Annotated in this window: 28 protein-coding genes; all 28 read left to right on the top strand. The window is 59.3% G+C overall.

Going from position 1 to position 25,748, the window contains the following annotated elements; translation table 11 throughout:
* Nucleotides 1-23: 23 nt before the first annotated feature.
* The 28 genes from ACOZJV_RS14820 (at nucleotide 24) to ACOZJV_RS14685 (ending at nucleotide 25,741) form a co-directional block, all read left to right on the top strand.
* Nucleotides 24-362 (top strand): phage tail protein, encoded by a 339-nt coding sequence (locus ACOZJV_RS14820; RefSeq protein ID WP_421547947.1) that lies wholly within the window; start codon nucleotides 24-26, stop codon nucleotides 360-362.
* On the top strand, nucleotides 359-3,229 hold the full coding sequence (locus ACOZJV_RS14815; protein ID WP_421547946.1) for a hypothetical protein: 2,871 nt from the start codon (nucleotides 359-361) through the stop codon (nucleotides 3,227-3,229). Before ACOZJV_RS14820 ends, ACOZJV_RS14815 begins: the two co-directional genes overlap by 4 nt.
* Before the next feature lie 66 nt (nucleotides 3,230-3,295).
* Nucleotides 3,296-3,979 carry a phage minor tail protein L gene (locus ACOZJV_RS14810; protein WP_201129654.1) on the top strand — a complete coding sequence of 228 codons (684 nt, stop codon included), beginning with the start codon at nucleotides 3,296-3,298 and terminating at the stop codon, nucleotides 3,977-3,979.
* 2 nt (nucleotides 3,980-3,981) lie between these two features.
* Nucleotides 3,982-4,758 (top strand): C40 family peptidase, encoded by a 777-nt coding sequence (locus ACOZJV_RS14805; protein WP_421547945.1) that lies wholly within the window; start codon nucleotides 3,982-3,984, stop codon nucleotides 4,756-4,758.
* A gap of 56 nt (nucleotides 4,759-4,814) precedes the next feature.
* The gene (locus tag ACOZJV_RS14800; protein ID WP_201129658.1) at nucleotides 4,815-5,447 is read left to right on the top strand and encodes a tail assembly protein; all 633 of its coding nucleotides are present in this window, start codon (nucleotides 4,815-4,817) and stop codon (nucleotides 5,445-5,447) included.
* Nucleotides 5,448-5,513: 66 nt separating this feature from the next.
* A complete protein-coding gene (locus ACOZJV_RS14795; protein ID WP_421547944.1) occupies nucleotides 5,514-6,122 on the top strand; it encodes a tail assembly protein in 609 nt (202 codons plus the stop codon).
* 60 nt (nucleotides 6,123-6,182) lie between these two features.
* Nucleotides 6,183-9,614: a host specificity protein J gene (locus tag ACOZJV_RS14790; protein WP_421547943.1), complete on the top strand. Its 3,432-nt coding sequence runs from the start codon at nucleotides 6,183-6,185 to the stop codon at nucleotides 9,612-9,614.
* Nucleotides 9,611-9,985 (top strand): hypothetical protein, encoded by a 375-nt coding sequence (locus ACOZJV_RS14785; protein ID WP_421547942.1) that lies wholly within the window; start codon nucleotides 9,611-9,613, stop codon nucleotides 9,983-9,985. The genes ACOZJV_RS14790 and ACOZJV_RS14785 overlap by 4 nt, the downstream gene beginning before the upstream one ends.
* Entirely contained in the window at nucleotides 9,963-10,157 is a 195-nt protein-coding gene (locus tag ACOZJV_RS14780) for a hypothetical protein (protein ID WP_421547941.1), read from the top strand. Before ACOZJV_RS14785 ends, ACOZJV_RS14780 begins: the two co-directional genes overlap by 23 nt.
* 194 nt (nucleotides 10,158-10,351) lie before the next feature.
* A complete protein-coding gene (locus tag ACOZJV_RS14775; RefSeq protein ID WP_421547940.1) occupies nucleotides 10,352-10,936 on the top strand; it encodes a phage tail terminator protein in 585 nt (194 codons plus the stop codon).
* Entirely contained in the window at nucleotides 10,933-11,115 is a 183-nt protein-coding gene (locus tag ACOZJV_RS14770) for a DUF2635 domain-containing protein (protein WP_078470101.1), read from the top strand. The genes ACOZJV_RS14775 and ACOZJV_RS14770 overlap by 4 nt, the downstream gene beginning before the upstream one ends.
* Nucleotides 11,115-12,611 (top strand): phage tail sheath subtilisin-like domain-containing protein, encoded by a 1,497-nt coding sequence (locus tag ACOZJV_RS14765; protein ID WP_078470102.1) that lies wholly within the window; start codon nucleotides 11,115-11,117, stop codon nucleotides 12,609-12,611. The genes ACOZJV_RS14770 and ACOZJV_RS14765 overlap by 1 nt, the downstream gene beginning before the upstream one ends.
* A gap of 66 nt (nucleotides 12,612-12,677) precedes the next feature.
* A complete protein-coding gene (locus ACOZJV_RS14760) occupies nucleotides 12,678-13,025 on the top strand; it encodes a phage tail tube protein (protein WP_020296570.1) in 348 nt (115 codons plus the stop codon).
* On the top strand, nucleotides 13,022-13,318 hold the full coding sequence (locus ACOZJV_RS14755; RefSeq protein ID WP_078470103.1) for a phage tail assembly protein: 297 nt from the start codon (nucleotides 13,022-13,024) through the stop codon (nucleotides 13,316-13,318). The genes ACOZJV_RS14760 and ACOZJV_RS14755 overlap by 4 nt, the downstream gene beginning before the upstream one ends.
* Before the next feature lie 130 nt (nucleotides 13,319-13,448).
* Nucleotides 13,449-15,161 (top strand): phage tail protein, encoded by a 1,713-nt coding sequence (locus ACOZJV_RS14750; protein WP_421547939.1) that lies wholly within the window; start codon nucleotides 13,449-13,451, stop codon nucleotides 15,159-15,161.
* Nucleotides 15,154-16,398: a DNA circularization protein gene (locus tag ACOZJV_RS14745; RefSeq protein WP_421547938.1), complete on the top strand. Its 1,245-nt coding sequence runs from the start codon at nucleotides 15,154-15,156 to the stop codon at nucleotides 16,396-16,398. The genes ACOZJV_RS14750 and ACOZJV_RS14745 overlap by 8 nt, the downstream gene beginning before the upstream one ends.
* A gap of 3 nt (nucleotides 16,399-16,401) precedes the next feature.
* Entirely contained in the window at nucleotides 16,402-17,442 is a 1,041-nt protein-coding gene (locus ACOZJV_RS14740) for a phage baseplate assembly protein (protein WP_421547937.1), read from the top strand.
* 125 nt (nucleotides 17,443-17,567) lie between these two features.
* Nucleotides 17,568-18,074: a phage baseplate assembly protein V gene (locus ACOZJV_RS14735; protein ID WP_078470107.1), complete on the top strand. Its 507-nt coding sequence runs from the start codon at nucleotides 17,568-17,570 to the stop codon at nucleotides 18,072-18,074.
* A 2-nt stretch (nucleotides 18,075-18,076) separates the two neighbouring features.
* The gene (locus ACOZJV_RS14730) at nucleotides 18,077-18,475 is read left to right on the top strand and encodes a phage GP46 family protein (protein WP_020296564.1); all 399 of its coding nucleotides are present in this window, start codon (nucleotides 18,077-18,079) and stop codon (nucleotides 18,473-18,475) included.
* The gene (locus ACOZJV_RS14725; RefSeq protein WP_201129678.1) at nucleotides 18,465-19,505 is read left to right on the top strand and encodes a baseplate J/gp47 family protein; all 1,041 of its coding nucleotides are present in this window, start codon (nucleotides 18,465-18,467) and stop codon (nucleotides 19,503-19,505) included. Before ACOZJV_RS14730 ends, ACOZJV_RS14725 begins: the two co-directional genes overlap by 11 nt.
* A complete protein-coding gene (locus tag ACOZJV_RS14720) occupies nucleotides 19,493-20,092 on the top strand; it encodes a YmfQ family protein (RefSeq protein ID WP_201129680.1) in 600 nt (199 codons plus the stop codon). Before ACOZJV_RS14725 ends, ACOZJV_RS14720 begins: the two co-directional genes overlap by 13 nt.
* A gap of 14 nt (nucleotides 20,093-20,106) precedes the next feature.
* Nucleotides 20,107-21,855 carry a phage tail protein gene (locus ACOZJV_RS14715; RefSeq protein WP_421547936.1) on the top strand — a complete coding sequence of 583 codons (1,749 nt, stop codon included), beginning with the start codon at nucleotides 20,107-20,109 and terminating at the stop codon, nucleotides 21,853-21,855.
* Nucleotides 21,852-22,208 carry a tail fiber assembly protein gene (locus ACOZJV_RS14710; RefSeq protein WP_421547935.1) on the top strand — a complete coding sequence of 119 codons (357 nt, stop codon included), beginning with the start codon at nucleotides 21,852-21,854 and terminating at the stop codon, nucleotides 22,206-22,208. Before ACOZJV_RS14715 ends, ACOZJV_RS14710 begins: the two co-directional genes overlap by 4 nt.
* A 283-nt stretch (nucleotides 22,209-22,491) precedes the next feature.
* A complete protein-coding gene (locus ACOZJV_RS14705; RefSeq protein ID WP_421547934.1) occupies nucleotides 22,492-23,649 on the top strand; it encodes a phage tail protein in 1,158 nt (385 codons plus the stop codon).
* A complete protein-coding gene (locus ACOZJV_RS14700; RefSeq protein ID WP_421547933.1) occupies nucleotides 23,646-24,026 on the top strand; it encodes a phage tail assembly chaperone in 381 nt (126 codons plus the stop codon). Before ACOZJV_RS14705 ends, ACOZJV_RS14700 begins: the two co-directional genes overlap by 4 nt.
* Before the next feature lie 49 nt (nucleotides 24,027-24,075).
* Nucleotides 24,076-24,639 carry a glycoside hydrolase family 19 protein gene (locus ACOZJV_RS14695; protein WP_421547932.1) on the top strand — a complete coding sequence of 188 codons (564 nt, stop codon included), beginning with the start codon at nucleotides 24,076-24,078 and terminating at the stop codon, nucleotides 24,637-24,639.
* Nucleotides 24,621-25,157, top strand: a complete 537-nt coding sequence (locus ACOZJV_RS14690; protein WP_421547931.1) for a lysis protein — start codon at nucleotides 24,621-24,623, stop codon at nucleotides 25,155-25,157. The genes ACOZJV_RS14695 and ACOZJV_RS14690 overlap by 19 nt, the downstream gene beginning before the upstream one ends.
* Before the next feature lie 83 nt (nucleotides 25,158-25,240).
* Nucleotides 25,241-25,741 carry a nicotinamide-nucleotide amidohydrolase family protein gene (locus tag ACOZJV_RS14685; RefSeq protein ID WP_201129691.1) on the top strand — a complete coding sequence of 167 codons (501 nt, stop codon included), beginning with the start codon at nucleotides 25,241-25,243 and terminating at the stop codon, nucleotides 25,739-25,741.
* Nucleotides 25,742-25,748 lie beyond the last annotated feature (7 nt).

Below are 25,748 nucleotides of genomic sequence, written 5' to 3'. Positions count from 1 at the left end.
ACGGCTCACGCCCGGAGAAAAACATGACTATTGAAACATTCACCTGGGTACCCAAGGTGGAACCCGTGGGCAGCGTCGAGTTTCGTCTTAAATCTGCCCAGTTCGGTGATGGTTATCGGCAGGTGGCGCAGGACGGGATCAACAACAAGACCCAGTCCTGGCCACTGACCTTTGTCGGTGATGACAAGAAGATCAAGCCGATCATCGACTTCATCGACTCTCATCAAGGCGCCATGCCTTTTTACTGGACGCCGCCGCTGGGCGAGCAAGGGCTGTATCGCTGCCAGACCTATCAGCCCTCGCCGTTAGGGGCGGGGGTCTATTCGCTCAGCGCAACTTTTGAACAGGCGTTTCATCCATGACTATCGATCCGATCAACGTTGGCAGTGCACCCAACGATGGCAGTGGCCAGAACCTGCGCTCGGGTGCCCAGACCATCAACGACAATTTTGTGGAGCTGGACAGCCGCACTGCCGCCGCGCAGGCCAAGGCTGACCAGGGTGTGACGGACGCCGCAGTCGCCAAGGCCAAAGCTGATGCGGCAGTTCCAGCCTCAGCCTTGGGCACGACTGTGGCGCAGTTGGTCAACGGAACGGTGCCAGCTTCGCAGTTACCTCGAGATGTGCTGGAGTTTCCAACACTGGCCGATTTTCCGGTGATGGGGGAGGCCGGCAAGATCTATATTGCGGTCAACGATGGTGAAAGCCTGAACAACCCCACGAAGCAATATCGATGGAGTGGTTCGGCATTTGTGTTGATCCCTTCGTCACCAGGATCAACCGACCAGGTGGCGGAAGGAGCGACCAACCAGTATTTCACTGCGGCCCGGGTGCGTTCGACGTCGCTGGTGGGCATGGGGGAGCAGGTCGACGCTGCAATCGTGGCTAGCGATACGCTGCTGCAGGGCTTTGCCAAGGTGCAGGGCCAGCTCAACACCAAGCTCGGCAAGAGTGAGACAGCGGCCGACTCGGACAAGCTCGCAGGCCAGCCTGCTGCTTTTTACAGCGCCACCATGAGGGGGGCGACAGCCTCCGCTGGCGGTGCAAAAGGCCTGGTTCCCGCTCCGCCTGTGTTGGAGACGGATAAAGACCGCTTCCTGTGCAGTGATGGGACCTTCAAGGAAGTGGCCAGCGGCACCGGTTTGCCTGTGGGCTCGACCATTCCCTGGACCCTGCCGGTGGAGACGATTCCAGCCGGGTTCGTGGAGCGCTCCGGACAGCTTCTGCAGCGCGCCGTATGGCCTGGGTTGTGGGCCAAGGTCCAGGCTGCAGCAGTGGCGGACGATCAGTGGAAGTCAAATGTCAGACTCCGCGGCTGCTATTCCCATGGTGATGGTTCCACGACCTTCCGGATGCCGGATGACAATGGCAAATACGACCAGCTTGGTGTGGGCGGGGTCACTTACCGGGGTTATGGGTTGAACTCTGCTGGGGTTGTAGGGGGTCACCAGGCTGACCAGACACAGGCGATGAATCATCGTACGGCTGAAGCCAGTGCTACCCCTGGCACGCTTGTCCCTATTGGCTTTAACACGGACACCGCGACCACTAATGGTGCACGCAGCGCGGCAGCTGTGCAGGCATCGATGTACTGCACACACACCGGGGGAGCGGTATCCGATCGTATTAATGGACCCCCCCGGGTTGGCTCAGAAACCCGTATGGCCAACTCCAGCGTAATCTGGATCACAATGGCTGCCGCTGTTGCTTCTGTGCCCGGAGAAGTGAATGTTCCTGCCCTGGCCACTCAAGTGGACAACAGCGCCCAGCGGGTCACGAAGTTGGAAGGAGTTATCAATCCGATTAAGCCTTCCTGGATCAGCAATTGCCTGGTCAACAGCGTTTACGCCATCGTCAATGGAGTGCTGTGGTCCGCGTGTGGTGCCGCGACTGTATATGGCAACTTTCAAGCCGGTCGCGGACCTAACGCTTCTACTTCGCTTTATGGCCTGAATAACTTCAGTCGAGTGAATATCCCCAGCACGTCTCCGGTAATCAAAGCAGGTGCTGTGGGTTACAACGGCTATGCACTTCTTGCAAACGGGGAACTCTGGGCTTGGGGCTATAACAACTATGGGCAGTTGGGGATTGGGAGCGTGGCGTTGGTTCCACTACCCACGCTATCCACGAGTGGAGTGCTCGATATCTACTTCCATGAGACCAACTCTGGTCACAGTTTTGACGGAGGTAAGGCGCTGATTCGCAGGGCTGATGGCTTGTACGCTGCCGGCTATAACGGGTATGGCCAGCTCGGTAGTGGTGACACCACCCTGCGAAACTCCTGGACCAAGGTTTGGGATGTGCCGACTCAAGGTGGTATCAAGTCGGTGTGGAACCTTGGCAGTTCCTACGGGCGTACTTGGGTACAGACCTCGGATAATCGTTTGTTCTTTGCAGGCTATAACGGGAATGGGCAGGCCGGTGTGGCTGCGCCGGTTAACATCGTCTCCTTTACTGAGGTGACCGCTGCGTGGGGTGGAGCCGATGAAATCGCCAAACTCTTGAGTATCAAAGGCGGCAGCGGATGGGCTGACACCGCTGCAAACGCTAGCGGATTCACTGTGATGTGGTTCACGGACTCGGTGCGTACTTGTGGCGTCAACACCTATGCTCAACTGGGCAGTGGGAGTACCACCTCCCTGGCGACTCCCTTCAAAATCCCGCAGGCCTTTACTCAACTGAGCGTATGCGGCGGTGGCGTGGGCAGTTGCTACGGTGTGGATGCAGATGGTGCGCTTTGGGTCTGGGGCTATAACGCTACCTCGCAGTTGGGCAATGGCAATGCGACCAATCTTCTAGTGCCTACCAAACATCCGACTTTTGACGGAACGACCGCAGACCGTAAAGTCGGCAAAATCATGACTCAAGATTACGACCGGCCTTACTACAGTTACTGTTTCCCGATGTTTATCCGGAGCGCTGCGGGCAACCTGTACCACATGGGCGTCAATGGTTATGGCGACGGGGGACGCGGCGTTGTTGGGGGCCTTACCACTCCTACACTGGTAGCGCTGCCAAAGCTTGGCAACTCCGGGAAGACCATCACCATCGACAACATTGGCTTTCTGAACACTACTCATGCCGCTACCGGGGCCTCGGTAGTCTATGCGATGGACAACGAAGGCATGATCTACGGCTGGGGGCACCAGGGCCAATACGGGGTGTACCTCTCGAACGCTGCGGTTGATTGCCTGGTTCCTTTGCAATTCAAGCCCAACTGGATGCTTTAAGCGCTACAGCATCTGCGATCACCGCTACCCGCCCCAAGCGGGTTTATTTTTGCCTGAGGAATCACCATGCCGATCACGGCCGATATCCAGACCCTGGAGCCAGGCGCGTGGGTGGAGCTTTTTGAGCTCGACGCCACGAGTCTTGGTGCCGAGCTTTATCGTTTTCACGGTTACCCACAGCAGTCGTCGATCTTTTGGCAGGGACTGGAGTATTCCCCTTGGCCGATTCAGGCCGAGGGTTTTGAAATGTCCGGCCAGGGTTCGCAGCCGACGCCGACACTTTCGGTGGGTAACGTCGGCGGATTTATCACTGCCCTGGTGCTGTATTTCGAAGATTTGGTGGGGGCCCGGCTGATTCGTCACCGGACTCTCGGCAAGTACCTGGATGGCCAGCCCGAAGCGGATCCTGAGGAGGAACTGCCGCCGGATATCTGGTACGTCGAGCGCAAGTCATCCGAAGACAACGAGGTTGTGAAGTTCGAGTTGGCCAGCGCCCTGGACTTTAACGGCGTGCAGCTGCCGCGGCGGCAGATTGTCGCCAACGTCTGCTGGTGGCTGAGTTGTGGTGGCTATCGCGGGCCCTATTGCGGTTATAACGGCGGCCCGGTGGCGGATAGCAACGATGTGATTGTCACGGACGCCGCCAAGGACAAATGCGGTGGGCGCCTGAGCAGCTGCAAGCTGCGTTTCGGTGAAAACAATCCGCTGCCCTTTGGCTCATTTCCAGCGGCTGGGCTGCTACGGAGCTGACCATGAACAAGGCAAACCTGGCGGCCATCGAGCGCCATGCCCTGGCCGAGTACCCCCATGAGTGTTGCGGGTTGCTGATTCGTGAGGGGCGCAAGCGCGTCTACGTGCCGTGTCGCAATACTGCTACCACGCCCAGCGAGCATTTTCGCTTGGCGCCCGAAGATTATGCGGCAGCGGAAGAGCGCGGCGAGGTGCTGGCAGTGATTCACAGCCACCCGGATTATCCGCCGGCGCCCAGCGAGGCGGATCGGGTGGCTTGTGAGGCGTCGGGCCTGCCCTGGCACATTCTTGAAGTGCGCAAGGGCGACGACGGCAAGGTGTGCAAGGGCGAGTGGGCGAGCCTGGTGCCCACCGGGTATCAAGCCCCCCTGATCGGCCGTGCCTTTGCCCACGGCATACATGATTGCTTGAGCATCATCCTGGATTACTACCGCCGGGAGCTGGGTATTGAGCTGGGAAGTTATCAGCGTGAAGACGGTTGGTGGGATAAGGGCGGCAACCTTTACCTGCAACACCTGCCGCAGGCCGGTTTCGAGCGCGTCAGTGATTTGCGTCAGGGCGATGTGGTGCTGATGCAAATTCGCTCGCCAGTCCCCAATCACGCGGCGATCTACCTGGCTGATGGCATGCTCAAGAGCGAACCGCAACATTTTCCAGCCCCGGGCTCGATCCTGCATCACCTTTACGGACGTGACAGCAAGCGCGATACCTACGGCGGTTACTGGGACGAAGTCACGGTCAGCATCTGGCGCCATCGCCGGCTTATGGCGAAGGCTTGAAACCCATCGCCTTTCCTTGAGTTAAACCGAGGATCTTTGTTTCTGGGAGTGATGTGATGAATCAGCAAAAAATCAGGGTCATCCGTCTTTACGGGACCCTGGGAGCGCGCTTTGGCCGAGTGCACAGGCTGGCGGTGAGCAATGCCTCGGAAGCGGTACGTGCCTTGTGCATCCTGATTCCGGGGTTCGAGGCTTTCCTGATGGGGTCCAAGGACCGCGGGCTGACCTACTCGCTGTTTCTCGGCCGCGACAATATCGGTCACGACCGTTTGAACGCGCCCAGTGGAAACAGCGATATCCGTATTGCTCCGGTAGTGATCGGCAGTAAACGTTCGGGCGGGCTTCAAACCATTATCGGCGTTGCCTTGGTGGTAGCTGCTTCCTACTTTTCAGGGGGCATGTTTGCCGCCGGAGGCAGTTCGGCACTGATCGGTGGCAGCAGCACTACAGGCTGGACCATCGCGGCCAATATCGGAATTTCCATGGCCATGGGCGGGGTCATGCAGATGATGTCGCCGCAGCTAAAGGGCCTCGGTGCCATGGATCGCCCCGACAATCGTGCCAGCTACAGTTTCAACGGTGCGGTTAACACCAGCGCCCAAGGCAACCCGGTGGGGCTGTTATACGGTCAGTTGACTGTCGGCAGTTCGGTGATCAGTGCCGGGATTTATGCGCAGGATCAGCTCTGAACCAGGCTGTATCCGTCCTTCCGTTGAAGCCCGCCTCGGCGGGTTTTTTATTGCCAGGAGAACCCCATGGGCTTGGCCGTAGAACGACAAAAGATGCAAACCGTGCTGCTGTCAGGCTCCCTGGCGAGAATGTTCGGGCGTGAGCACAGGGTGGCCATCGCCGGCGGTTTCAAGGAAGTGATGGGGTACTTCCGGCAGTTTCCCGGCTTCGAGCGCTACATGGTGCAGAGTGCGGATAAAGGATTGCGATTCGCCGTGTTCAAAGGGCGGCACAACCTTTCCGAGACCGAGATTCATCAGCCCCTGGGCAAGGAAGTGATCCGTATCGCGCCGGTTCTAAGCGGCTCGAAGCGTGCTGGAGGTTTGCAGACCATTCTCGGGGCGGTGTTGATGGCAGTGGCTTACTTCAACCCCTTCGGTTACCTGACCGGCCCAGCCGCCTCGTTTTTGATGATGACTGGGGCGACCATGGCGATGGGGGGCGTCATGCAGATGCTGGCTCCGGTGCCAAAGGGGCTAGCCGCCCAGGACAGCCCGGAAAACCGCCCCAGCTACAGCTTCAATGGCCCGGTCAACACCAGCGTCCAGGGGAATCCGGTGGGATTGCTCTACGGCCAGTTGACCGTCGGTAGCGCCGTGATCAGCTCCGGCATCTACGCCGAAGACCAACTCTAACCCCTCCCGTCTTCAATCAGCCTGCCATTGCGTGGGCCTTATTTCGCCTGAAGGAAAGCCATGACTGACCTTATTCTCGCTGGCAGCAAAGGCGGCGGCTCCAAGCCCCGTCCCTCCGTGGAGGCGCCAGACAGCCTGCAAAGCACGGCTTACGCTCGGATTCTCGACCTCGTCAGCGAGGGCGAGATCGTGGGCTTGAAGAACGGCAAACGCTCGGTGTTTCTCAACGAGACGCCCCTGGCCAATGCTGACGGTAGCCTGAACTTCTCCGGGGTCAGCCTCGAAACCCGCAACGGCAGCCAGGACCAGACCTACATTCCGGGATTTCCGGCGGTGGAGAACGAGGCCTCGGTGGCGGTGGAGTTGCGCAGCGATCAGCCCTGGAGCAAGGCCATCACCAACCTGCAACTGTCGGCGGTGCGTATCCGCCTGGCAGTCTCGCGGCTGGCGCAGACCAATACCAGCAACGGTGATACCAACGGTTATACCGTTCGTTATGCCATTGACCTTTCCACTGATGGCGCTGCCTTCGTTGAAGTGCTGCAAGCGGCGTTCAGTGGCAAGACTTCGAGCAAATATGAGCGTTCCCATCGTGTCGATCTGCCTGCTGCTACCGCCGGCTGGACGGTTCGTGTGCGCCGCCTGACGCCGAATTCCACCAGCGGTGCGATTGCCGACACCACCAGTGTCGAATCCATCACCGATGTGATCGATGCCAAGTTGCGCTACCCAGGGTCGGCGATCATCGGCCTGCAATTCGATGCCTCGCAGTTCCAGTCGATCCCCACCCGCTCCTTTGAATTGCAGGGCCGGATCATCCGCGTGCCCAGCAACTATGACCCGTTGACCCGGGTTTACAGCGGCGTCTGGGATGGCACCTTCAAGTCGGCCTGGACCGACAACCCGGCCTGGATCTACTACGACCTGTTGTTGCACCCACGTTATGGCCTGGGGCATTTGCTCAACGCCGCCCAGGTGGACAAGTGGGAGCTGTACCGCATTGGCCAGTACTGCGACCAACCGGTCTCCGACGGCAAGGGCGGCACGGAGCCGCGCTTCACCTGCAACCTCTATCTGTCGGTCCGTGCCGATGCCCTAAAAGTGCTGCAGGACCTGGCGACCACCTTCCGCGGCATGGCTTATTGGGGCGCAGGCTCGGTGATGGCCGTGGCCGATATGCCGGAAGACCCGGTGTACACCTACAGCAATGCCAACGTGGTCGACGGCAAGTTCGTCTACGGTGGCTCGGCGAAAAAGACCCGCTACAGCGTAGCGCTGGTCAGCTGGAACGACCCGACGGACTTCTACCGGCAGAAGGTGCAGTACGTCGATGACCCGGAAGGCATTGCCCGCTACGGGGTACAACAGACCGAAATCACCGCCACCGGTTGCACCTCACAGGCTCAGGCCCAGCGCATTGGCAAATGGGCGCTGCTGACTAACCGCCTGGAAACCGAAAGCGTGAGTTTCTCCGTGGGCCTGGATGGCACCCTGGCCCGTCCGGGCCAGATCATCCGGGTAGCCGATAACGACAGGGCCGGGCGCAGAATTGGCGGGCGACTGCGCTCTGCGACTCTGGACACCCTGGTGCTCGATGCCGATGTGAAAGCCTATCCGGGTGACACCGTCACGCTGATCATGCCCACCGGCAAGGCCATCTCGCGCGTGATCAAGTCGGTGGGTTATCCGCTGACCTGGGACAGTACCGGAATCACTTGGGACAACGGGGATATCACCTTCGACACCACCGGGTTCCCGGCTGAAGTTCAACGTGTGGTACTGGGCACGGATCTGGATGAGCTGCCGCCAGTGCATTCGATGTGGGCGATTGATTCGCCGACGTTGGCAGCCCAACAGTTTCGAGTGCTGTCAGTGGCTGAAGACTTCACTGATGACTCCATCAAGTACAGCATCAGTGCTGTCAAGCATGTCGCCAGCAAGTTTGAAGCGATTGATAACGGTGCACGAATTGAACGGCCGCCGGTGACGGTGATTCCGCCAAGTGTGCAACGGCCGCCGAGCAACGTGCGGGTGAGCAACGATCACTTTGTTGACCAAGGCAGTGCGGTCAGCGTCATGACCATCGAATGGGATCGCCCCGAAAGCGCAATTGCTTACGAGGTGTACTGGCGCAAGAACGATGCTGAGTGGGTGTTCGCCGGACGTACCGGTGCGACCTCGATTGAAGTCAACGGGATCTATGCCGGGCGTTATGTGGCCAAGGTTCGAGCGATCAACTCGCTGGATATTGGCTCGGTATTCGCAACCTCCACTGAGACCGTCCTGAATGGCAAGACCACACCGCCACCGGTGGTGGTGGCGTTCACTGCTGAGTCGATTGTGTTTGGCATCAAGTTGAAGTGGGCGATTCCAGCAGGAGTTGGTACTGCCGACCTGCAGCGAACTGAGATCTGGTACAGCCAGACGAATGAAGTTGGAACAGCTACCAAGTTTGGTGATTACGCCTATCCGCAGACGGATCTGACGATCATGGGGTTGGCCGCCGGCGTACGGTTTTTCTTCTGGGCGCGGCTGGTGGATCGTATCGGCAACGTAGGAGCGTTCTTCGGGCCTGTGACAGGCCAGTCCTCGGCTGATGCTGGCCCGATTCTGGATTACCTCAATGACCAGATCACCGAGACTCAGTTGAGCCAGCACCTACTGGAGAGGATCGACTCAGGTGGAGGCGCTCAGGTTGAGGTGGAGGCGCTGAAGGGTGAGTTGGCGGCGATGTACAGCATCAAGACTCAGCTCACCGTCAATGGAAAACCTTACCTGGCAGGTATTGGTATCGGAGTAGAGAACGATGAAGGGGTCATCACTAGTCAGGTGCTTATTGCGGCAAGTCGGTTTGCTATTGTTGATCCAAATAGATCTGAAGTGTTTTATCCATTTGTTATACAGGGTGATGAGGTTTATATAAATTCGGCATTGATTGAAAGTGGCTCAATTTCTAGTGCAAAAATTGAAAGTGCGGCCATTACATCTGCAAAAATACAAGATGCGTCAATTACAACTTCTAAGATTGAAGATTTGTCCGTGACAGCAGCTAAGATTCAAGATCTGAGTGTTAGCACTCTTAAGATTAAAGGGAATGCTGTAACCATTCCTGCGCAGGCCTATACCGCTGGGTCTATGACTTTGTTCGCAGGCGCAAATCAAAGATATTATGACTTTGTAGATGTTCAGAAGGTTGTGGTGGATCTTGATCAGGACTTGTTTGCTAATGTGTCAGGGTCATTTTCTGCTGATGGAAGTGGGCGTGGTATTGGTGGTGGTGCGCAATGGCGGTTGCTTATCAATGGTGCTCATGTAGTCGGTGGAGGGCTGAACTATATAGGTATGGCTGGATTTAACTATGGGACGTCACTAACGAAAGGGCTGTATACGATATCATTTCAAGTGGCTGCTCAGCCCAATATGAGTGGTGCGGCTGGTTTCACTCAGGTTCTTTCTCAGCGTTCTCTTATGTTTATGGGGGTTAAGCGATGATTAAGGTAGTTGAGTATTGTATGCAAACTGGAGAAATTTATCGGGTTATAGACTTTTGGGATAAGCATATTGCTCAGCGCTTATATCCAGAGGCCCTTATAGTATCTTCCGAAGTATTGGTTACAGATGAGCTTCATATTGTGGTCGGTGGTGTCGTAGTAAACCGGCCTATGCAGTCAGTTACTGTTGAAGGTAGGGTTTTAAAGGGGGTTGTAAAAGGAGCTAAGCTATTTATTGATGACTCTATTTATGAGGCTGATGGTACGGATATCGAATTGGAGTTTGATCTGGAAAAGACTCATTATATTAAGATTTGCATTTGGCCGTATGTGGATGAAGGGGTTTTCTATGAAAATAAAACACTCAGTTAGTTATGCAAAGGCTCGCGCTATTTCCTATCCAAGTGTGGAGGATCAGCTTGATATGATTTGGCATGGGATGAATTGCAGTTTGCTTGATAAGGTTGAGCCTTTCTATTCAAGTATACTTGCTGTCAAGGAAAAATACCCTAAGGAGCCTATTGGTGATTTTTCTAGGGAATAAATATAGCTTGTGATTTTTAAGTCGAGTGGTTTCAGGCTTTTCCCTGTTTTTATATTCCGGCTGCAGTAGTTTTTTTATTAAAAGGCTCTAGTGTTGAAGGGTTGGGGTATGAGTTTGTCTAGGAAAAAGCAGTGCTTTAGTTTTAATTGGTTGAGGGGTTTGTATCTTGTGTCAGGGTTTAAGGGAGAGGATGAGTGAGAGTTACGTCGATATTAAGCCAGCTCAAAGAATATTGTCGTGGTCTAGAGTCCAGGATATTTTTTGGTGATGTTGCTGATGCGTTGAAAGTTGATTTTATGTCGCAGTCTCCTATTGTTTTTCTGTTGGTTAGAGCTGATCAGGCTTCTCTAGAGTCTGGAAAAAATACTAACTACCAAGTCATCCGTGATCTCTTCGAAGTCCTCTTGGCCATCGATGCCAGTCACCCCCAACAAGCCCTCGACCAGCTCCACGACCTGCGCGCCGAAGTCTGGCGGGCCCTGGTCGGTTTCAAACCCGGCCTCGACTACAACCCCATCGAATACGACGGCGGCGAGCTGGTGTCGCTCAGTGCCACCCGCTTGCTCTACCGCCTGCACTTTTTCGCTGAGTTCCAGCTGGGTCGCAACCTGCCCAGCCAGCCGGCGGAAACCTGGCATGAACGTGAACTCGACGGCTTGCCGTCTTTTACCGGGGTCACGGTGCGGGTCGATGCCATCGATCCGGCCGACCCCAATCTGCAACGTCCGGGGCCCGACGGGCGTCTGGAGCTGACTTTTTCAGGAGACGTAACCCCATGACTAAACGCATCACTGTGCTGCCGGCCGCTGGCCGCGCGGTGCCGGACCCGGAAGCGGGCGATCTGTTGCCTGTCACCGGCCGTGAAGTACCGGACAACGCCTGGTGGCGTCGACGTCTGGCCGATGGCGATATCACCAGCAAAGCCGTGAAAGCGGCGAAATCACAAGGAGCCAAATAATGGCGATCGGTTTCAGCAATATCCCTGCGGACATTCGTGTACCGCTGTTCTACGCCGAGATGGACAATTCGGCAGCCAATAGTGCTTCGTCGTCCATGCGCCGCCTGATCGTGGCCCAGGTCAACGACAACGCCACCAGCACCGAAGTCGGCAGCCTGGTGCTGGTATCCAGTGTGGCCCTGGCGAAAAGCATCGGCGGCACTGGCTCGATGCTCGCCGCCATGTACGAAACCTGGCGCAAGACCGACCCGGTCGGCGAGATCTGGTGCCTGCCGCTGCACAGCACCGAGGGCAGCATGGCCAAGGCCGAGCTGAAGCTCACCGGCGCGGCGACCCAGAGCGGCTTGCTCAATCTGTATGTCGGCGGTGTGCGGGTGCAGGCCTCGATCGTCACCGGCGCCACAGCCACTCAGGCCGCCGCGGCGCTGGCGCTGAAGATCAACGCCGCGGTCGATCTGCCGGTCACGGCGGCTGCCGTTGATGGCACCGTCACCCTGAGCGCCAAGTGGACCGGCGACACGGGCAATGACATCAGCCTGCAACTCAATCGCCTGGGCAAGAGCAATGGCGAGGAAACCCCGGCCGGCCTGTCGCTGACCCTGGGCAAGATGGCCGGCGGCACCGGTGTGCCGGATCAGGTCGCGGCATTGGCGGCGTTGGGCGACGAGCCTTTCGAATTTATCTGCATGCCCTGGACCGACACCTCGACCCTCAACGCCTGGCAAGCGGTCATGGATGACAGCACCGGTCGCTGGTCCTGGGCCAAGCAACTGTTCGGCCATGTCTACAGCGCCAAGCGCGGCACCGTCGGCACGCTGGTAGCAGCGGGCCAGGCGCGTAATGACCAGCACATGACCATCCAGGCCCTGGAAGCCGGCGTGCCGCAACCGGTGTGGGTGCAAGCCGCCGCCCTGGCTGCGCGGACCTCGGTGTTTATCTCTGCCGACGCCAGCCGTCCGACTCAAAGTGGCAGCCTGCCGGGTGTCGATCCGGCACCGGCCAGCGAGCGTTTCACCCTGACCGAGCGTCAGTCGCTGCTCAACTACGGCATCGCCACCGCCTATTACGAAGGCGGTTACGTGCGGATCCAGCGTTCGATCACCACCTACCAGAAAAACGCCTACGGCCAGGCCGACAACTCCTACCTGGACAGCGAAACCATGCACCAGTCGGCGTTTATCGTGCGTCGCCTGCAAAGCGTGATCACCAGCAAATACGGGCGACACAAGCTGGCTTCCGATGGCACCCGCTTTGGCGCCGGGCAACCGATCGTGACCCCGAGCACCATCCGCGGCGAATTGATTGCCCAGTACGCCAAGCTGGAAATGGAAGGCCACGTGGAGAACGCCGAGCTGTTCGCCGAGCACCTGATCGTCGAGCGCGACGTGCAGGACCCGAGCCGGGTCAACGTGCTGTTCCCGCCGGACTACATCAATGGCCTGCGGGTGTTCGCGCTGCTCAACCAGTTCCGCCTGCAGTACGACGCGGCGGCCTGAATCGGGCCTGTTGCATAGCGTTTTTTCAGCCCGCCTCGAGCGGGCTTATTTTTTCGGAGAAATATCATGGGTCAACTGATTGCAGGCACCTGCTACGTCAAAGTGGACGGCGCGCAACTGACCATCAACGGCGGCTGCGAAGCACCGCTGATGGCCGTCAAGCGGGAAACCGTGGTCCCGGGTTTCTACAAGGAAACCGACCTCACCCCGTCGTTCAAAGTCACCGCGCTGCACACCCCGGACTTCCCGCTCAAGCAGCTGATTGCCGGTTCCGACATGACCGTCACCTGCGAGTTCGCCAACGGCAAGGTCTACGTGCTGGCCGGTGCCTACCTGGTGGACGAACCGGTGGCCAAGGGCGATGACGCCACCATCGAGCTGAGCTTCGAAGGGCAGAAGGGGACCTGGCAATGAGCAGCCTGGTAAAGCTGCAAGTGCCGATCGAAGCTCACGGCGAGCCGTTGCTGGAACTCACCCTGCGCCGGCCGACGGTGCAGGAAGTGCGCACGATCAAGGCGCTGCCGTACAAGATCGACAAGGGTGAGGAAGTCAGCCTGGACATGGACGTCGCGGCCAAATACATCGCGGTCTGCGCCGGCATTCCGCCGTCCTCGGTCAACCAACTGGACCTGGCTGACCTCAATGCCTTGAGCTGGGCGGTGGCGAGTTTTTTCATGAGTGCGGCATCGCAGCCATCGCCGACCTGATCGCTGTCGCCTATGACCTGGCCTGGTTCTGGAAGGTAGACCCCGAACAGATGCTGGCCAGGCCACTGGATGTGCTCCGGGAATCCCTGGAGCACGCGCAACGGATCAATGCGATGCAGCAGGTGCAGTGATGGCAGACACACAAACCGTAGAAAAGAAATCGGTGCTGCTCAGCGGCATCGATGAGCTGTCCCCCAAACTCGCTTCTCTTCAGGGCAAGGTCGACACGTTCAAGAAGAACCTTGAGCAGACGGGGCTGGGCAAGCTGGATATCAGCGGTCTGTTCAAGGGCGGCAGCCTGATGACGCCGTTCGTGGAAGGGATCAAGGCCTGCGATGCATTCAAGGGCAAGTTGGCCGAGGTTGGCGATTCGGCCAGCGGTACCGATATGCCGGGCGCTGCGCAAAACATGAATGTGTTCAGCCAGTCGATGGGCAAGGTTTCAGCCGCCATCGATGCGGCATTGTTGCCGGCAGTAGGTGCACTGGTGGTGGGCCTGGAGCCCATGCTTAACAGCGTGGGCAGCCTGCTCAACGACAACCCGGCGCTGGTTGAAGGGTTGGCTGCTGGCGCCATTGCTTTCTCGGCGATGCAGACGGCGGTCACCGGGGCGACTCAGGTGTTTGGCCTGATAAGCACAGTGCTCAGTGCCTCCCCGGTGATGTTGATCGCCATGGGCATCGCCTTGGCCGCCGGCTTGATCGTGGCCAACTGGACTCCGATTTCAGGCTTTTTTGTCAGCCTCTGGGAGAGCGTCAAAAGCGCCGCGGCGACGGCGATGGATGTGCTGAGCACAGTGTTCAGCTGGACTCCGCTGGGCATGGTGATTAACAACTGGGGCTCGATCACGGCGTTTTTTTCCAGTCTGTGGGACGGGATCAAAGCGCTGGCGGGCTCGGTTGTCGATTTCCTGAAGGCGGTGTTTTCCTGGTCGCCGTTGGGGTTGGTCATGGATAACTGGAGCGGCCTGACCGGCTTGTTTTCGGCGATCTGGGATCTGCTCAAGGCGTTGACGGTGCCGGTCATGGCGTTTCTCAAGGGGCTGTTCGACTGGTCGCCGTTGGGCATGATCATTAACAACTGGGGGGCGATCACCGGGTTCTTTGCCTCGATCTGGGCAGCGTTGCAACCGGCTGCCCAAGTGATCAAGACCTTCTTCGGTCTGTTGTTCGATTTTTCTCCGCTGGGGATGATCATCAACAACTGGGGGGCTATTGGCGGTTTCTTCAGTTCGATCTGGGCGGGCCTGCAATCGGCGGCTCAAATCATCAAGGACTTCTTCGGCCTGTTGTTCGATTTTTCTCCTCTGGGGATGGTCATCAACAATTGGGGAGCCATCGGCGATTACTTCAGTTCGATCTGGGCTGCGTTGCAACCGCCGGCCGAGGCCGTCAAGGCGTTCTTCGGCACGCTGTTCGACTGGTCGCCGCTGGGGATGGTGATCAATAACTGGGAGCCGATCACCGAGTGGTTCGTGGGGTTGTGGCAACGACTCCAGGACGTGATCGCACCGATCAAAGAGCTGTTTGAGGGCGGGTTCGCCGGGGTGATCGCCAATGTCACCGGCAAGGTTGAAGGCCTCACCGAGGCACAAAGGACCATCAATGCCGCGGGCAACGGGCTGGCTTCAATGCAGGGCGGCGCGCTGACGCAAAACTCCAGTGCGCTGATCCAGCAAACCGCCGCCAATAACCGTACTCAACTCGAAGGCGGCTTGATGGTGAGCTTCGCCAACGCCCCTGCCGGCCTACGCGTCGACCAAGCCCAAACCAACCAGCCAGGCCTGACCGTGGCCTCCACCGTCGGCTATCGCTCGCTTTCCCTGGGAGGTTCCAATGTCTGATTCCTGGCGTGATCGTTTATTGCCGGCGTCGTTTCGTGGCGTGGCGTTTTGGGTGGATCAGGCGAAAACCCCGGTCGGCCAAAAGGGCCAGCTGCACGAATACCCACAACGCGACCAGCCGTTTTTCGAGGGCTTGGGGCAGCAGGCGAAGATCCATGACCTGACGGCATTTATCGTCGGCGCCGATTGCCTGGAGCAGCGCGACAAACTGCTCAAGGCCCTGGAGGAGGGCGCCGGTGAGCTGGTGCACCCGTGGCTGGGGAGGATGCAGGTCAAGGTCGGCGAGTGCGAGATGACCCAGACCCGCCAGGACGGCGGACTGGTGACCTTCAGCCTGAAGTTTTACCCGGATCAGCCGCTGCGCTTTCCCTCGGCAGCGGTCAACACCCAGCAGCAGTTGCTGGTGGCCTCCGACAGCCTGCTGGGTTCGGCGGTGAGCCGTTTTGAAGAAGCGGTCAGCCTGATCAAGGCGGTGCGGATAGGGGTCAAGGAGCTGCGCGACAGCCTCAAGGACGTCTATCAAGTGATCGAGCATGAGTTCAAACAAGTGCTCGACACCTACCGTGACCTCAGCCTGCTGGTGCGTTCGATCAAGGAACTGCCGCGTGAAGTCAGCGCCGAGTTCGAAGGCCTGCTGGGGGATATCCGCGAGCTCAAGGATTTCGCCCGGGAGGGCTATCGCGGAATTCTGGCCAATGCTTCGCAGCAGGTCGAGGCGGCGAAGCAGATCGATACGCCCAAACTCACCACTGGCAAGGACACCACGGCAGCAGCCCAGGCCATGGCCAACCTGGTGCAGGACGCACTGCTGGTGAAGCTGGGCTACAAGGTGGCGCAGATGCCGGTGGCGACGCCGGTGGTCAAGCTCAACTCCACGCCGGCCGTCGGGCAGCAGGCGGTACAACCGGTGCAGCGTCTTGAGGTGCCGGTGGCCGACGATGTGCTGGCCCTGCGCGATGCCCTGAATGAGGTGATCTGGGGCGCGGCGCTGAAGGCCGATGCCCGGCACTACGAAGTGCTCAACGCACTGCGCCAGCAACTGTTCGGTCACCTGACCGCGGTGGCGTCCTCCGGGGTACGCCTGATTACCTTGTCGCCCACGCAGAGCCAACCGGCGCTGGTCCTGGCCTATCAGCGTTTTGCCGATGCGACGCGGGTCGGCGAAGTGATCCAGCGCAATGGCGCGGCGCACCCCGGGTTCCTGCCGGCCAAAGACCTTAAAGTCGCCCGGGAGTAAGCCATGACCGAACTGCAGAATACCGTGACCCTGACCGTTGACGGCCTGGATTACAGCGGCTGGAAAAACGTGGAAATCGTTGCCGATCTGGAGCGTCAGTTTCGCACCTTCAGCATGAACATCACCTGGCAGTGGCCGGGGCAGGACCAGCAGGTGCGGATCAAGCCCGGAGCGCGCTGCCAGGTGCGTATCGGCTGCGACCTGGTGCTCACCGGGCACGTGTACAAGGCGCCCATCAGTTACGACGGCAAGCAAATCAGCCTGAGTATCCAGGGCAGTTCGCTGACCCAGGACCTGGTGGATTGCGCCGCCATCAATCGCCCCAGCCAATGGCGCGAGCAGGACCTGCTGAACATCGTTCGCGCCCTGGCCCAGCCTTATGGGGTGACCGTGCGCAGCGAAATCCCCACCACCAGCAAGTTGCACACCCACAGCATCGTCCCGGGGGAAACGGTGTTCGCTTCCATCGACCGCTTGCTGACCCTGTACCGGGTGTTCTCCACCGACGATGTCGAGGGTGCGTTGCTGTTGGCGGCACCGGGCAGCGGCGGGCGCGCCAGTGATGTGCTGGAGCTGGGCAAGAACATCCTGTCGGCGAATGCAGCGATGGATTTCTCCGCGGTGTTTTCCGAGTACCGGGTGATCGGCCAGCACAAGGGCAGCGACCAGAAAAGCGGCAGCGCGGTCAGTGAAGTGTCCGGTGTGGCGAGCGATGCGCAGACCACCCGCAAGCGGGTCACGGTGATCAGCGAGGCGGCGCAACTGACCCCGGAGCTGGCCCAGCAACGGGCCGACTGGGAAAGCGCCACCCGCCAGGGCAAGGCGCTGACCACCACCTACAGCGTGCAAGGTTGGCGTCAGGCCAATGGCGACCTCTGGCGTCATAACTGCCTGGTACGGGTGATCGACAAGGTGCTGGGCTTCGATCAGGAGATGCTGATCTCCAAGGTCACTTACTCGCTGTCCGAGCGCGGCTCCATCACCACCCTGCAAGTGGCGCCGCCCTCAACCTTCGACGCCAACCCGGTGCCGACCAAACGCTGACCCCGGGCCCGATTGAGCGCTATAGACGCCGCTTGCCGGCATTGGCGCTCCATCGGTTCTGCTCAGCATCCATGGCCAGCCCATCGGCTTCTCACCCGCGGCGACCTGCTGCAAAGGATTCCACCATGAGCTTACTGACACGCCTGTTGGCGCGCGGCACCGTCGTGCTCGCCAACTCGGCCAATAAACTGCAATCGCTGCAAATGCGCCTGACCGCCGGTGAGGTGAGCGATGACATGGAGCATTTCGAACCCTACGGCTTTACCAGCAACCCCCTGGCCGGGGCTGAAGGCATCGCCACCTTTCTCGGCGGCGACCGTTCCCATGCCGTGGTGCTGGTGGTCGCCGATCGTCGCTACCGGCTCAAGGCCCTGGCCGAGGGCGAGGTGGCGATCTACACCGACGAGGGCGACAAGATCCACTTCAAGCGCGGGCGGATCATCGACATCGACACCGCGACCCTGAACATCCGCGCCAGCAGTGCGGTAAATATCGACACGCCGACCCTGACCCAGAGCGGCCAGATCGTCTCCCAGGGCGACCAGATCGCAGGTGGCATCAGCCAGATCCAGCACGTGCACTCTGGTGTGCAGCCGGGCCCGGGGCAGACCGGCATGCCGGTGGGGGGCTGAGTATGTTGACCTCTCTGAACCTGAAAGCCGCGCTGACCCGGTCGGTGCTGATCAGCCTGTTTACCTGGCGCCGCGCCGCCGATGACGACGCCCTCGATGACGACGAGCGTTTCGGCTGGTGGGGCGACAGCTTTCCCAGTGTCGCCGACGACCGCATCGGCTCGCGTTTGTGGTTGCTACGGCGGGTCAAGCTGACCCGGCAGACCCAGCTCGACGCTGAATTCTATGCCCGCGAAGCCCTGCAATGGCTGATCGACGACGGCCATTGCAGCGCCATCGACATCATCAGCGAACGCCTCGACGCCCAGCGCCTGAACCTGCGCACGGTGCTGACCCTGGCCGATGGCGAGCGCCTGGACATCAACCCCACTCACAGTTGGCAGGTGACCTATGCCGTTTGAAACGCCTTCGCTGCCGGTGCTGATCAAGCGCACCCAAAGCGACCTGGCCAGCGATGCGCTGCGCCAGTCCGATGCGCAAGTGCTGGCCCGCACCCTCAGCGGCGCCGCCTTTGGCCTGTATGGCTACCTGGATTGGATCGCCGAGCAGATCCTGCCGGACAAGGCCGATGAGTCGACCCTGGAACGCATCGCCGCGCTGCGCCTGAACCAGCCGCGCAAAGCGGCCCAGGCCGGCAGCGGCAGTGTCAGCTTCAGTGCCGTGGCCGGTGCCGTGTTGGATGTCGATACCCTGCTGCAAAGCAGTGACGGCCGCAGTTACAAAGTGACCGCGGCGCGCACCACCAGCGCCGGCCTGAACAGCACCAGCATCCAGGCCGTGGACGCCGGCACCCTGGGCAATGCCGAAGAGGGCCTGAGCCTGATTCCGGTGCAGCCGATCCAGGGCATCGGCAACAGCTTCACGGTGCTGGCGCCGGGCGTCAGTGGCGGCGTGGCCGAGGAAAGCCTTGAGTCGCTGCGGGCTCGGGTGATTCGGTCGTACCGCATCATTCCCCATGGTGGCGCCGCCGACGACTACGAGACCTGGGCCCTGGAATGCGCCGGGATCACCCGTGCCTGGTGCCGCCGCAACTACCTGGGCCCGGGCACCGTCGGCCTGTTTGTGATGCGCGACGACGACCCGCAGCCGATCCCCAATGCCGAGCAACTGGCGCAGGTTCAGGCCTACATCGAACCTCTGCGTCCGGTGACCGCCGAGCTCTATGTACTGGCGCCGGTGATGCAACCCGTGACCTACAGGCTGCGCCTGACCCCCGACACCAGCGCCGTGCGCGCCGCTGTCGAGGCTGAACTGCGCGACCTGCACAGCCGCGAAGCCGGGCTGGGCGAAAGCCTGCTGCTGACCCATATCAGCGAGGCCATCAGCAGTGCCACCGGCGAGCGCGATCACCGGTTGCTGGCGCCCACCCAGGATGTGCCCGCGGCCAACAACCAACTGTTGGTGTTCGGAGGTTGTGTATGGCTGGAATAAGAAGCGCCGCGCAATACCAGGGCCAACTGCGCAGCCTGCTGCCCAGCGGCCCGGCCTGGGACCCGGAGCGCCTGCCGGAATTGCAGCAGGTGCTGCAAGGCGTGGCCCAGGAACTGGCGCGCATCGACGCCCGCGCCGTCGACCTGCAAAACGAAATGGACCCGGCGAGCGTCAGCGAACTGGTGCCGGATTGGGAAAAGGTCATGAACCTGCCCGACCCCTGCCTGGGCCTGACCCCGCTGTTCGACGACCGCCGCCTGGCGGTGCGCCGCCGCTTGCTGGCCGTCGGCAGCCAGCGCGCCAGCTACTTCGTCGAAATCGCCCGCAGCCAGGGCTACCCCAACGCCAGCGTCACTGAATTGCGCACCCCGCGCATGGGTCGCTCGCGTTTTGGCGACGCGCACTTCGGCACCTGGCAGGCGCATTTCATGTGGACCCTCAACACCGGCGGCCGACTGCTGCTGGGCCGGCGCTTCGGCGCCAGCTACTGGGGAGAACGTTTTGGCACCAACCCGGGCAGCGCCCTGGAATGCCTGATTCATCGCAGTGCACCGGCGCATACGCAGGTGTACATCAACTATGACTAGAGATTAGAAAACGAGTGGATTTTCCAAAAAGTGTACCCAGCGTAGGGCTGGTGAATGGCAAGTTTGTTGATGAAAACCCGGTCACCGGCCAGGTCGGTTCGCTGATTTCCTCCGAGTGGGGCAATGCCGTGACCGACGAGTTGCTGAACGTGATTCGCGCAGGGGGTGAGCAACCCTCCGAGGCGGATCACGACCAGTTGCTGGCCGCGATCAAAACCATCGTCAAAGACTCCATCCCACCGGAAAAAATCAGAACCACGCTGGCGCAATACGGGATCACCGACGCCTACACCAAGTCGGTGACCTACACCAAGGCCGAGATCGAGGCCCTGCTCAAGAACATGTCGGCCTTGCCGGTCGGCGCCATGGTGCCGTTCCCCAAGGGCAGCGTGCCGCCGGGGTTTCTTGAAGTGGATGGCAGTGTGCAAAGCATTGCGGCGTTGCCGGATCTGGCGGCGTATCTGGGCACGACGTTCAACACGGGGGGCGAAGGGGCGGGTAATTTCCGTTTGCCGGAGTCGCGTGGGGAGTTTTTGCGGGGGTGGGATCATGGACGCGGTGTTGACGCCGGCCGCTCGATTGGCAGTTCTCAGGCTGACGAGTTCAGGAGCCATACACATGTGAACTCGCCGGCAATTATGCTGAACTCGACCCCCGGTACCGGCGGTAATGGATGGATAGCAGGCAATCAAGGTCAGGTAGCGGTGACGGGAGCCGCTGGCGGCATTGAAACCCGTCCACGCAACGTGGCAGTGATGTGGTGCATCAAAGCCTGGAACGCGCCGATCAATCAGGGAAATATCGATATCGCCACGCTGGCGGCAGAGGTGCAAAGGCTCAAGAACCTCTCGGGTGCCCCCTACAAAGGGCTCTGCGTTTCTGCTAGCGGAACCAACGCGCTGATCTCGGTCAAGGCCCGCAGTTTGATCGTGGGCAGCGGCGGTGCCGCTCAGGCCTTGAACGGCGTGGATTTGAGTATCAATCTTCAGACCACTGGACTGGATGGCCTGGATACAGGCGCGCTGGCAGCGTCCAGTTGCTACAGCACCTGGGTTGTCAGCAACGGCACCCGAGTCGCGGGGATTGCAGCGCTGATGCCGCTTATCTCGTGCTCCACCACGGCGGGTTCAGCGATTGTCACCGGTATTTCCAGTACCGCGTCGATGCGCCCGGGCATGCCGTTTGGCGGGGTGAATTTTGCGCCGGGGGCTTTTATCAAGTCCGTGGACTCGGCGGGGCAGATTACGGCCAGCATGCCTGCGACCGCGACCAGTGCGAGCACTACGCTGCGTTTTGTGTATGAGCCGGTCTTGCCTGCTGATTATGTGGCTGTGCGGGTGAATGCATTTTTTACCGATGCATCTGCAAACAAGTTCCCGTTGTCCTTCGTGCAGTTGGGAAAGAATTTCCGTTACAAAGTCGCCATCGGCTCCAACCTGGCGGCCCTTCCGATGATGGCGTCCGGAGCAATGGGGACGGGAACCAGCCTGGTCCCGGTCAGTATTATTCCGTTTGTTTCGGTCACTGCCATTGGCATTGCGCTTCAATTGCTTGGGGCCACCAACAGCAACTCATCTGCTGCACCCAGTGCAAATTATTCGGGCGGCTACAGCGGGCCAAACTGTCCGCCACTCAATAGCATTGGTTCAACAAGCACCCAGCACAACACCCAGGGGCAGTTCTTGCTGGAAGAGTCCAAGGTCTATTACTTCGGCGCGGGAACCGCAGGACTTATGTGTTATGGCTGGGAGGATGATGTATGAGTTTTGCCGTTCGAAATGATGGCACTGCCGGATGGCGTGCCGTGGATAACATCAGTGAATTGATGACCAATGAAATCTTCACTGATAAGCAGCCGTTGAATGTATCCGTAGCGCAATTTTCTGTTGAAGAACTTAGCGCACAAATCAAGGCGCAGCGGGACCAATTATTGGCTATTGCAGGCAACCGCATGGGGCCCTTGCAAGATGCAGTCGACACCGAAAATGCGACTGAGGAAGAAGTAGAAAGCTTGCTCAGGTGGAAACGTTACCGGATTGCGCTTAACCGAATCGAGAAGCAGGAGAAGTTTCCAGTGGATGTGGAGTGGCCAATGTCCCCAGACCAGCTCAAGTAACTTTATCGATTTGACTTAAGCCTGCCATCTTTTTCTTCCGCATCGTTGTTAAGTTCCAAGTATGCCGGTGTCGATTTGATACTGGTTATAACTCTTATCCCAATCGTTGAAAGCTCGGTAATTGAAGCCTCCCGTCGCGCTACACATAGCGGAGTGAATCCTGTCAGTTAGCAATGTACGGACGTCAGTCGCCGAGTAAAACGCTGCAACCCGAATTATCTGATTTATGGCACTGCGTCGAACTTTGATCGGCGCATATCAATGATAACCAAAGGACAGACGAATGGATTACCCGAAGAGTGTGCCCAGCGTAGGGCTGGTGAATGGCAAGTTTGTCGACGAGAACCCGATCACGGGCCAGGTCGGATCATTGATTTCCTCCGAGTGGGGCAACGCGGTGACCGATGAGTTGCTGAACGTGATTCGTGCCGGCGGCGATGAGCCGGTCGAGGCCGAGCATGACCAGCTATTGGCGGCGATCAAGGCGATCGTCAAAGACTCCATTCCACCGGAAAAGATCAGGACGACATTGGCGGCGTACGGGATTACCGATGCTTACACCAAGTCGGTGACCTACACCAAAGCAGAGATCGAGGCACTGCTGAAGAACATGTCGGCGTTGCCGGTGGGAGCCATGGTGCCTTTTCCCAAAGGGACGGTGCCGGCGGGGTTCCTGGAGGTGGATGGCAGTGTGCAGAGCATTGCGGCGTTGCCGGATCTGGCGGCGTATTTGGGGACTACGTTCAATACCGGTGGCGAAGGGGCGGGCAACTTCCGGTTGCCGGAGTCGCGTGGGGAGTTTTTGCGTGGGTGGGATCATGGGCGGGGGGTGGATGCGGGGCGAGCGCTCGGGAGTTTGCAACGAGGCTCTTTGGTCGCTTATGACGCCGATGCTGACGGTTTTACCGCTGTTGTCGGTATGGGTGGGCCTGTAGGAAGTCGGGCTACGTCCATCGGTGTCGATGATTTTTCTTCATCCCAATTTTCATACAATTTGAAGATGGGATTTGCTGGTATTGCTGCCCAGGGGTATGGACTGCCAATTACCAACGATCTTGTGGGAGTCTCTCGTCCACGAAACTTATCGGTCATGTGGTGCATCAAGGCCTGGAACGCGCCTATCAACCAGGGAAGTATCGATATTGCCGCCTTGTCTGCAAATGTCTCAGCGCTAGAGACGCGGCCGCGGGGAGTGGGTGATGGACAAGCTTGGCAGAACGTAACGGCTAGTCGTGTTTCTGGCACTGTTTATACAAACACTACGGGTCGCCCGATTCAGGTCCAGGCATCCATTACGACCGGTGCGGTTTTTGCAACCTGTGGTGGTGTGACCGTGGCAACTTCCGCCTTTCACGCATCGTTCGTCGTCCCGACCGGTGCAACCTATACAGTGACCTTTAATAGTCCAGTGAATCCAGTCTGGTCGGAGTTGCGTACATGAAGTATTTCCATAACCCGGAGACAAATAATGTTCACGCTTATGATGACGACGCCCCCACGCATTTCATCTTGAGCCATCTGGTGCCGATGTCCGAAGAGGAGGTTCGAGTTCATATCGAAAGTGCGACAGCGACGTCGCCTGTACAGGCAGAAGACGAGCGCAACTGGCGAGACTCAACACTGGCTTTGGTGATGTGGTTGCGCGATCGACACCGTGACCAGACGGAACTTGAAGTAGTGACAACGCTCGCAGGTGCTCAGTTCAAGGAACTGCTTGTGTACATGCAGGCTCTACGCGACTGGCCGCAGTCACCGGACTTTCCTGATCCTCTGTATCGCCCTTTAGCGCCACCCTGGGTGGTTGAACAGACTGAATAGACGCCCCGCACTGATGGGGCGTTTTTTATCCATCCCAGAAATCCTGACCATGCCAATCACCGAACAACAACTGCAACAAATCCTCCCCAACGCCCGCCGCCAAGCGGGCGTTTTTGTTTCTCCACTTAACACCGCCATGGCCCGTCGGCAGATCGATACGCCGAAGCGCCAGGCGGCCTTTCTTGCGCAGATCGGTCATGAATCCGGGCAACTGCAATACGTGCGTGAACTGGGCAGCGATCAATACCTGAGCAAATACGACACCGGTACTCTCGCGGCGCGGCTGGGTAATACCCCCGAAGCCGATGGCGATGGCCAGCGTTTTCGTGGGCGCGGACTGATCCAGGTCACCGGGCGCAGCAACTATCGTCGTTGCAGCCTGGCGCTGTTCGGTGATGAGCGCCTGCTGGAGTTGCCGCAACTGTTGGAGCAGCCGCAATGGGCCGCCGAGTCAGCGGCCTGGTTCTGGGAACAGGGCGGGCTCAATGCCCTGGCCGATCGCGACGAGTTCAACAGCATTACCCGCCGCATCAATGGCGGCTTGAATGGGCTGCAGGATCGCTTGCAGCTCTGGGCTCGAGCGAGGGCGGTGTTATGCCAGCCCTCGGTCTGAACTTCGCGACTTATCGGGTGCTAGGTGTTGTCGTGCTGTTGGCCGTGGTGGCCGGCGGCTCGGCGGCGCTGGCCTGGCGTATTCAGGGCTGGCGTTACGCCGGGCAATTGGCAGAACAGCATCGATTGCACAGTGAAACCCTGGACCAATTGGCCCTGTCGGCTGCTACGCAACAGCGCGCCGAGCAGGATAAACGCATGGTGCTGGAGCAACAGCTGCAGGCCAGCGAGCAAGTTCATTACCGAGCATTAACCGATGCACAACGTGATCAAGGTCGCTTGCGCGATCGCCTTGCCACTGCTGATTTGCGCTTGTCAGTCCTACTCGACGCCGACGATCCACGCGCCGGCTGCGCAGTGCCTGCCTCCGCCACCAGCGGCGGCCTGGTTCATGCAGGCTCACGAGCCCGACTTGACCCGGCGCATGCTCAACGAATTATCGCCATCACCGACGCCGGAGACCGCGGACTGATTGCCCTGCAGGCATGCCAGGCGTATGTCAGGGCAATCCTCCACTGACATTTTGATCCAGACTGTGTCTTGCAAGCGCAACCTGCTGGTGTACGGTAACTCACTTGCCCGCCCCATCAGGAGAAGCCTCCGTGAAAGAAATCACCCAACTCGCCGCTGAACTTGGCAGGCGTCTGCAGGTGCTCAATGCCCATGTCACGACGGCCGAGTCCTGCACCGGCGGCGGAATTGCCGAAGCCATCACTCGCATTCCCGGCAGCTCGGCCTGGTTCGAGGCCGGGTATGTCACCTATTCCAATCGGCAGAAAACCCAGCAGTTGGAAGTGCCTGCCGAGCTTTTCGCTTCGGTGGGCGCGGTCAGTCGCGAGGTGGTCGAGGCCATGGTGCGCGGCGCCCAGGATAAAAGCCTGGCCCATTTTGCCGTGGCGGTGAGTGGGGTGGCCGGGCCGGACGGGGGCTCGCCACAGAAGCCGGTGGGCACCGTCTGGCTCGCCTGGGGCGCGGGAGAGACGCTGGTCAGTGAGCTGCGGCACTTCGCCGGTAACCGGGATGAGGTCCGCCGACAAACGGTGAAGGCCGCGCTAGAGGGGCTGCTGCAACATGCCGCGGCAGAAATCTCAAATCAGGGGTAGGCGATCC

The organism is Pseudomonas sp. QD4 (assembly GCF_049199125.1).
GTDB lineage: Bacteria > Pseudomonadota > Gammaproteobacteria > Pseudomonadales > Pseudomonadaceae > Aquipseudomonas.
Note: the sequence above shows the minus strand (reverse complement) of the source record. Positions and strands in the feature narration are given on the sequence as shown.

Excerpts from the sequence above, each read along its gene's own strand:
- ACOZJV_RS14695 (WP_421547932.1), top strand. The coding sequence starts at position 24,076 with ATGCCAATCACCGAACAACAACTGCAACAAATCCTCCCCAACGCCCGC.
- ACOZJV_RS14750 (WP_421547939.1), top strand. The coding sequence starts at position 13,449 with ATGGCAGACACACAAACCGTAGAAAAGAAATCGGTGCTGCTCAGCGGC.
- ACOZJV_RS14745 (WP_421547938.1), top strand. The coding sequence starts at position 15,154 with ATGTCTGATTCCTGGCGTGATCGTTTATTGCCGGCGTCGTTTCGTGGC.
- ACOZJV_RS14760 (WP_020296570.1), top strand. The coding sequence starts at position 12,678 with ATGGGTCAACTGATTGCAGGCACCTGCTACGTCAAAGTGGACGGCGCG.
- ACOZJV_RS14730 (WP_020296564.1), top strand. The coding sequence starts at position 18,077 with ATGTTGACCTCTCTGAACCTGAAAGCCGCGCTGACCCGGTCGGTGCTG.
- ACOZJV_RS14770 (WP_078470101.1), top strand. The coding sequence starts at position 10,933 with ATGACTAAACGCATCACTGTGCTGCCGGCCGCTGGCCGCGCGGTGCCG.
- ACOZJV_RS14725 (WP_201129678.1), top strand. The coding sequence starts at position 18,465 with ATGCCGTTTGAAACGCCTTCGCTGCCGGTGCTGATCAAGCGCACCCAA.
- ACOZJV_RS14735 (WP_078470107.1), top strand. The coding sequence starts at position 17,568 with ATGAGCTTACTGACACGCCTGTTGGCGCGCGGCACCGTCGTGCTCGCC.
- ACOZJV_RS14780 (WP_421547941.1), top strand. The coding sequence starts at position 9,963 with ATGAAAATAAAACACTCAGTTAGTTATGCAAAGGCTCGCGCTATTTCC.
- ACOZJV_RS14795 (WP_421547944.1), top strand. The coding sequence starts at position 5,514 with ATGGGCTTGGCCGTAGAACGACAAAAGATGCAAACCGTGCTGCTGTCA.
- ACOZJV_RS14820 (WP_421547947.1), top strand. The coding sequence starts at position 24 with ATGACTATTGAAACATTCACCTGGGTACCCAAGGTGGAACCCGTGGGC.
- ACOZJV_RS14800 (WP_201129658.1), top strand. The coding sequence starts at position 4,815 with ATGAATCAGCAAAAAATCAGGGTCATCCGTCTTTACGGGACCCTGGGA.
- ACOZJV_RS14700 (WP_421547933.1), top strand. The coding sequence starts at position 23,646 with ATGAAGTATTTCCATAACCCGGAGACAAATAATGTTCACGCTTATGAT.
- ACOZJV_RS14710 (WP_421547935.1), top strand. The coding sequence starts at position 21,852 with ATGAGTTTTGCCGTTCGAAATGATGGCACTGCCGGATGGCGTGCCGTG.
- ACOZJV_RS14810 (WP_201129654.1), top strand. The coding sequence starts at position 3,296 with ATGCCGATCACGGCCGATATCCAGACCCTGGAGCCAGGCGCGTGGGTG.
- ACOZJV_RS14740 (WP_421547937.1), top strand. The coding sequence starts at position 16,402 with ATGACCGAACTGCAGAATACCGTGACCCTGACCGTTGACGGCCTGGAT.
- ACOZJV_RS14720 (WP_201129680.1), top strand. The coding sequence starts at position 19,493 with ATGGCTGGAATAAGAAGCGCCGCGCAATACCAGGGCCAACTGCGCAGC.
- ACOZJV_RS14805 (WP_421547945.1), top strand. The coding sequence starts at position 3,982 with ATGAACAAGGCAAACCTGGCGGCCATCGAGCGCCATGCCCTGGCCGAG.
- ACOZJV_RS14690 (WP_421547931.1), top strand. The coding sequence starts at position 24,621 with ATGCCAGCCCTCGGTCTGAACTTCGCGACTTATCGGGTGCTAGGTGTT.
- ACOZJV_RS14790 (WP_421547943.1), top strand. The coding sequence starts at position 6,183 with ATGACTGACCTTATTCTCGCTGGCAGCAAAGGCGGCGGCTCCAAGCCC.
- ACOZJV_RS14815 (WP_421547946.1), top strand. The coding sequence starts at position 359 with ATGACTATCGATCCGATCAACGTTGGCAGTGCACCCAACGATGGCAGT.
- ACOZJV_RS14785 (WP_421547942.1), top strand. The coding sequence starts at position 9,611 with ATGATTAAGGTAGTTGAGTATTGTATGCAAACTGGAGAAATTTATCGG.
- ACOZJV_RS14765 (WP_078470102.1), top strand. The coding sequence starts at position 11,115 with ATGGCGATCGGTTTCAGCAATATCCCTGCGGACATTCGTGTACCGCTG.
- ACOZJV_RS14705 (WP_421547934.1), top strand. The coding sequence starts at position 22,492 with ATGGATTACCCGAAGAGTGTGCCCAGCGTAGGGCTGGTGAATGGCAAG.
- ACOZJV_RS14755 (WP_078470103.1), top strand. The coding sequence starts at position 13,022 with ATGAGCAGCCTGGTAAAGCTGCAAGTGCCGATCGAAGCTCACGGCGAG.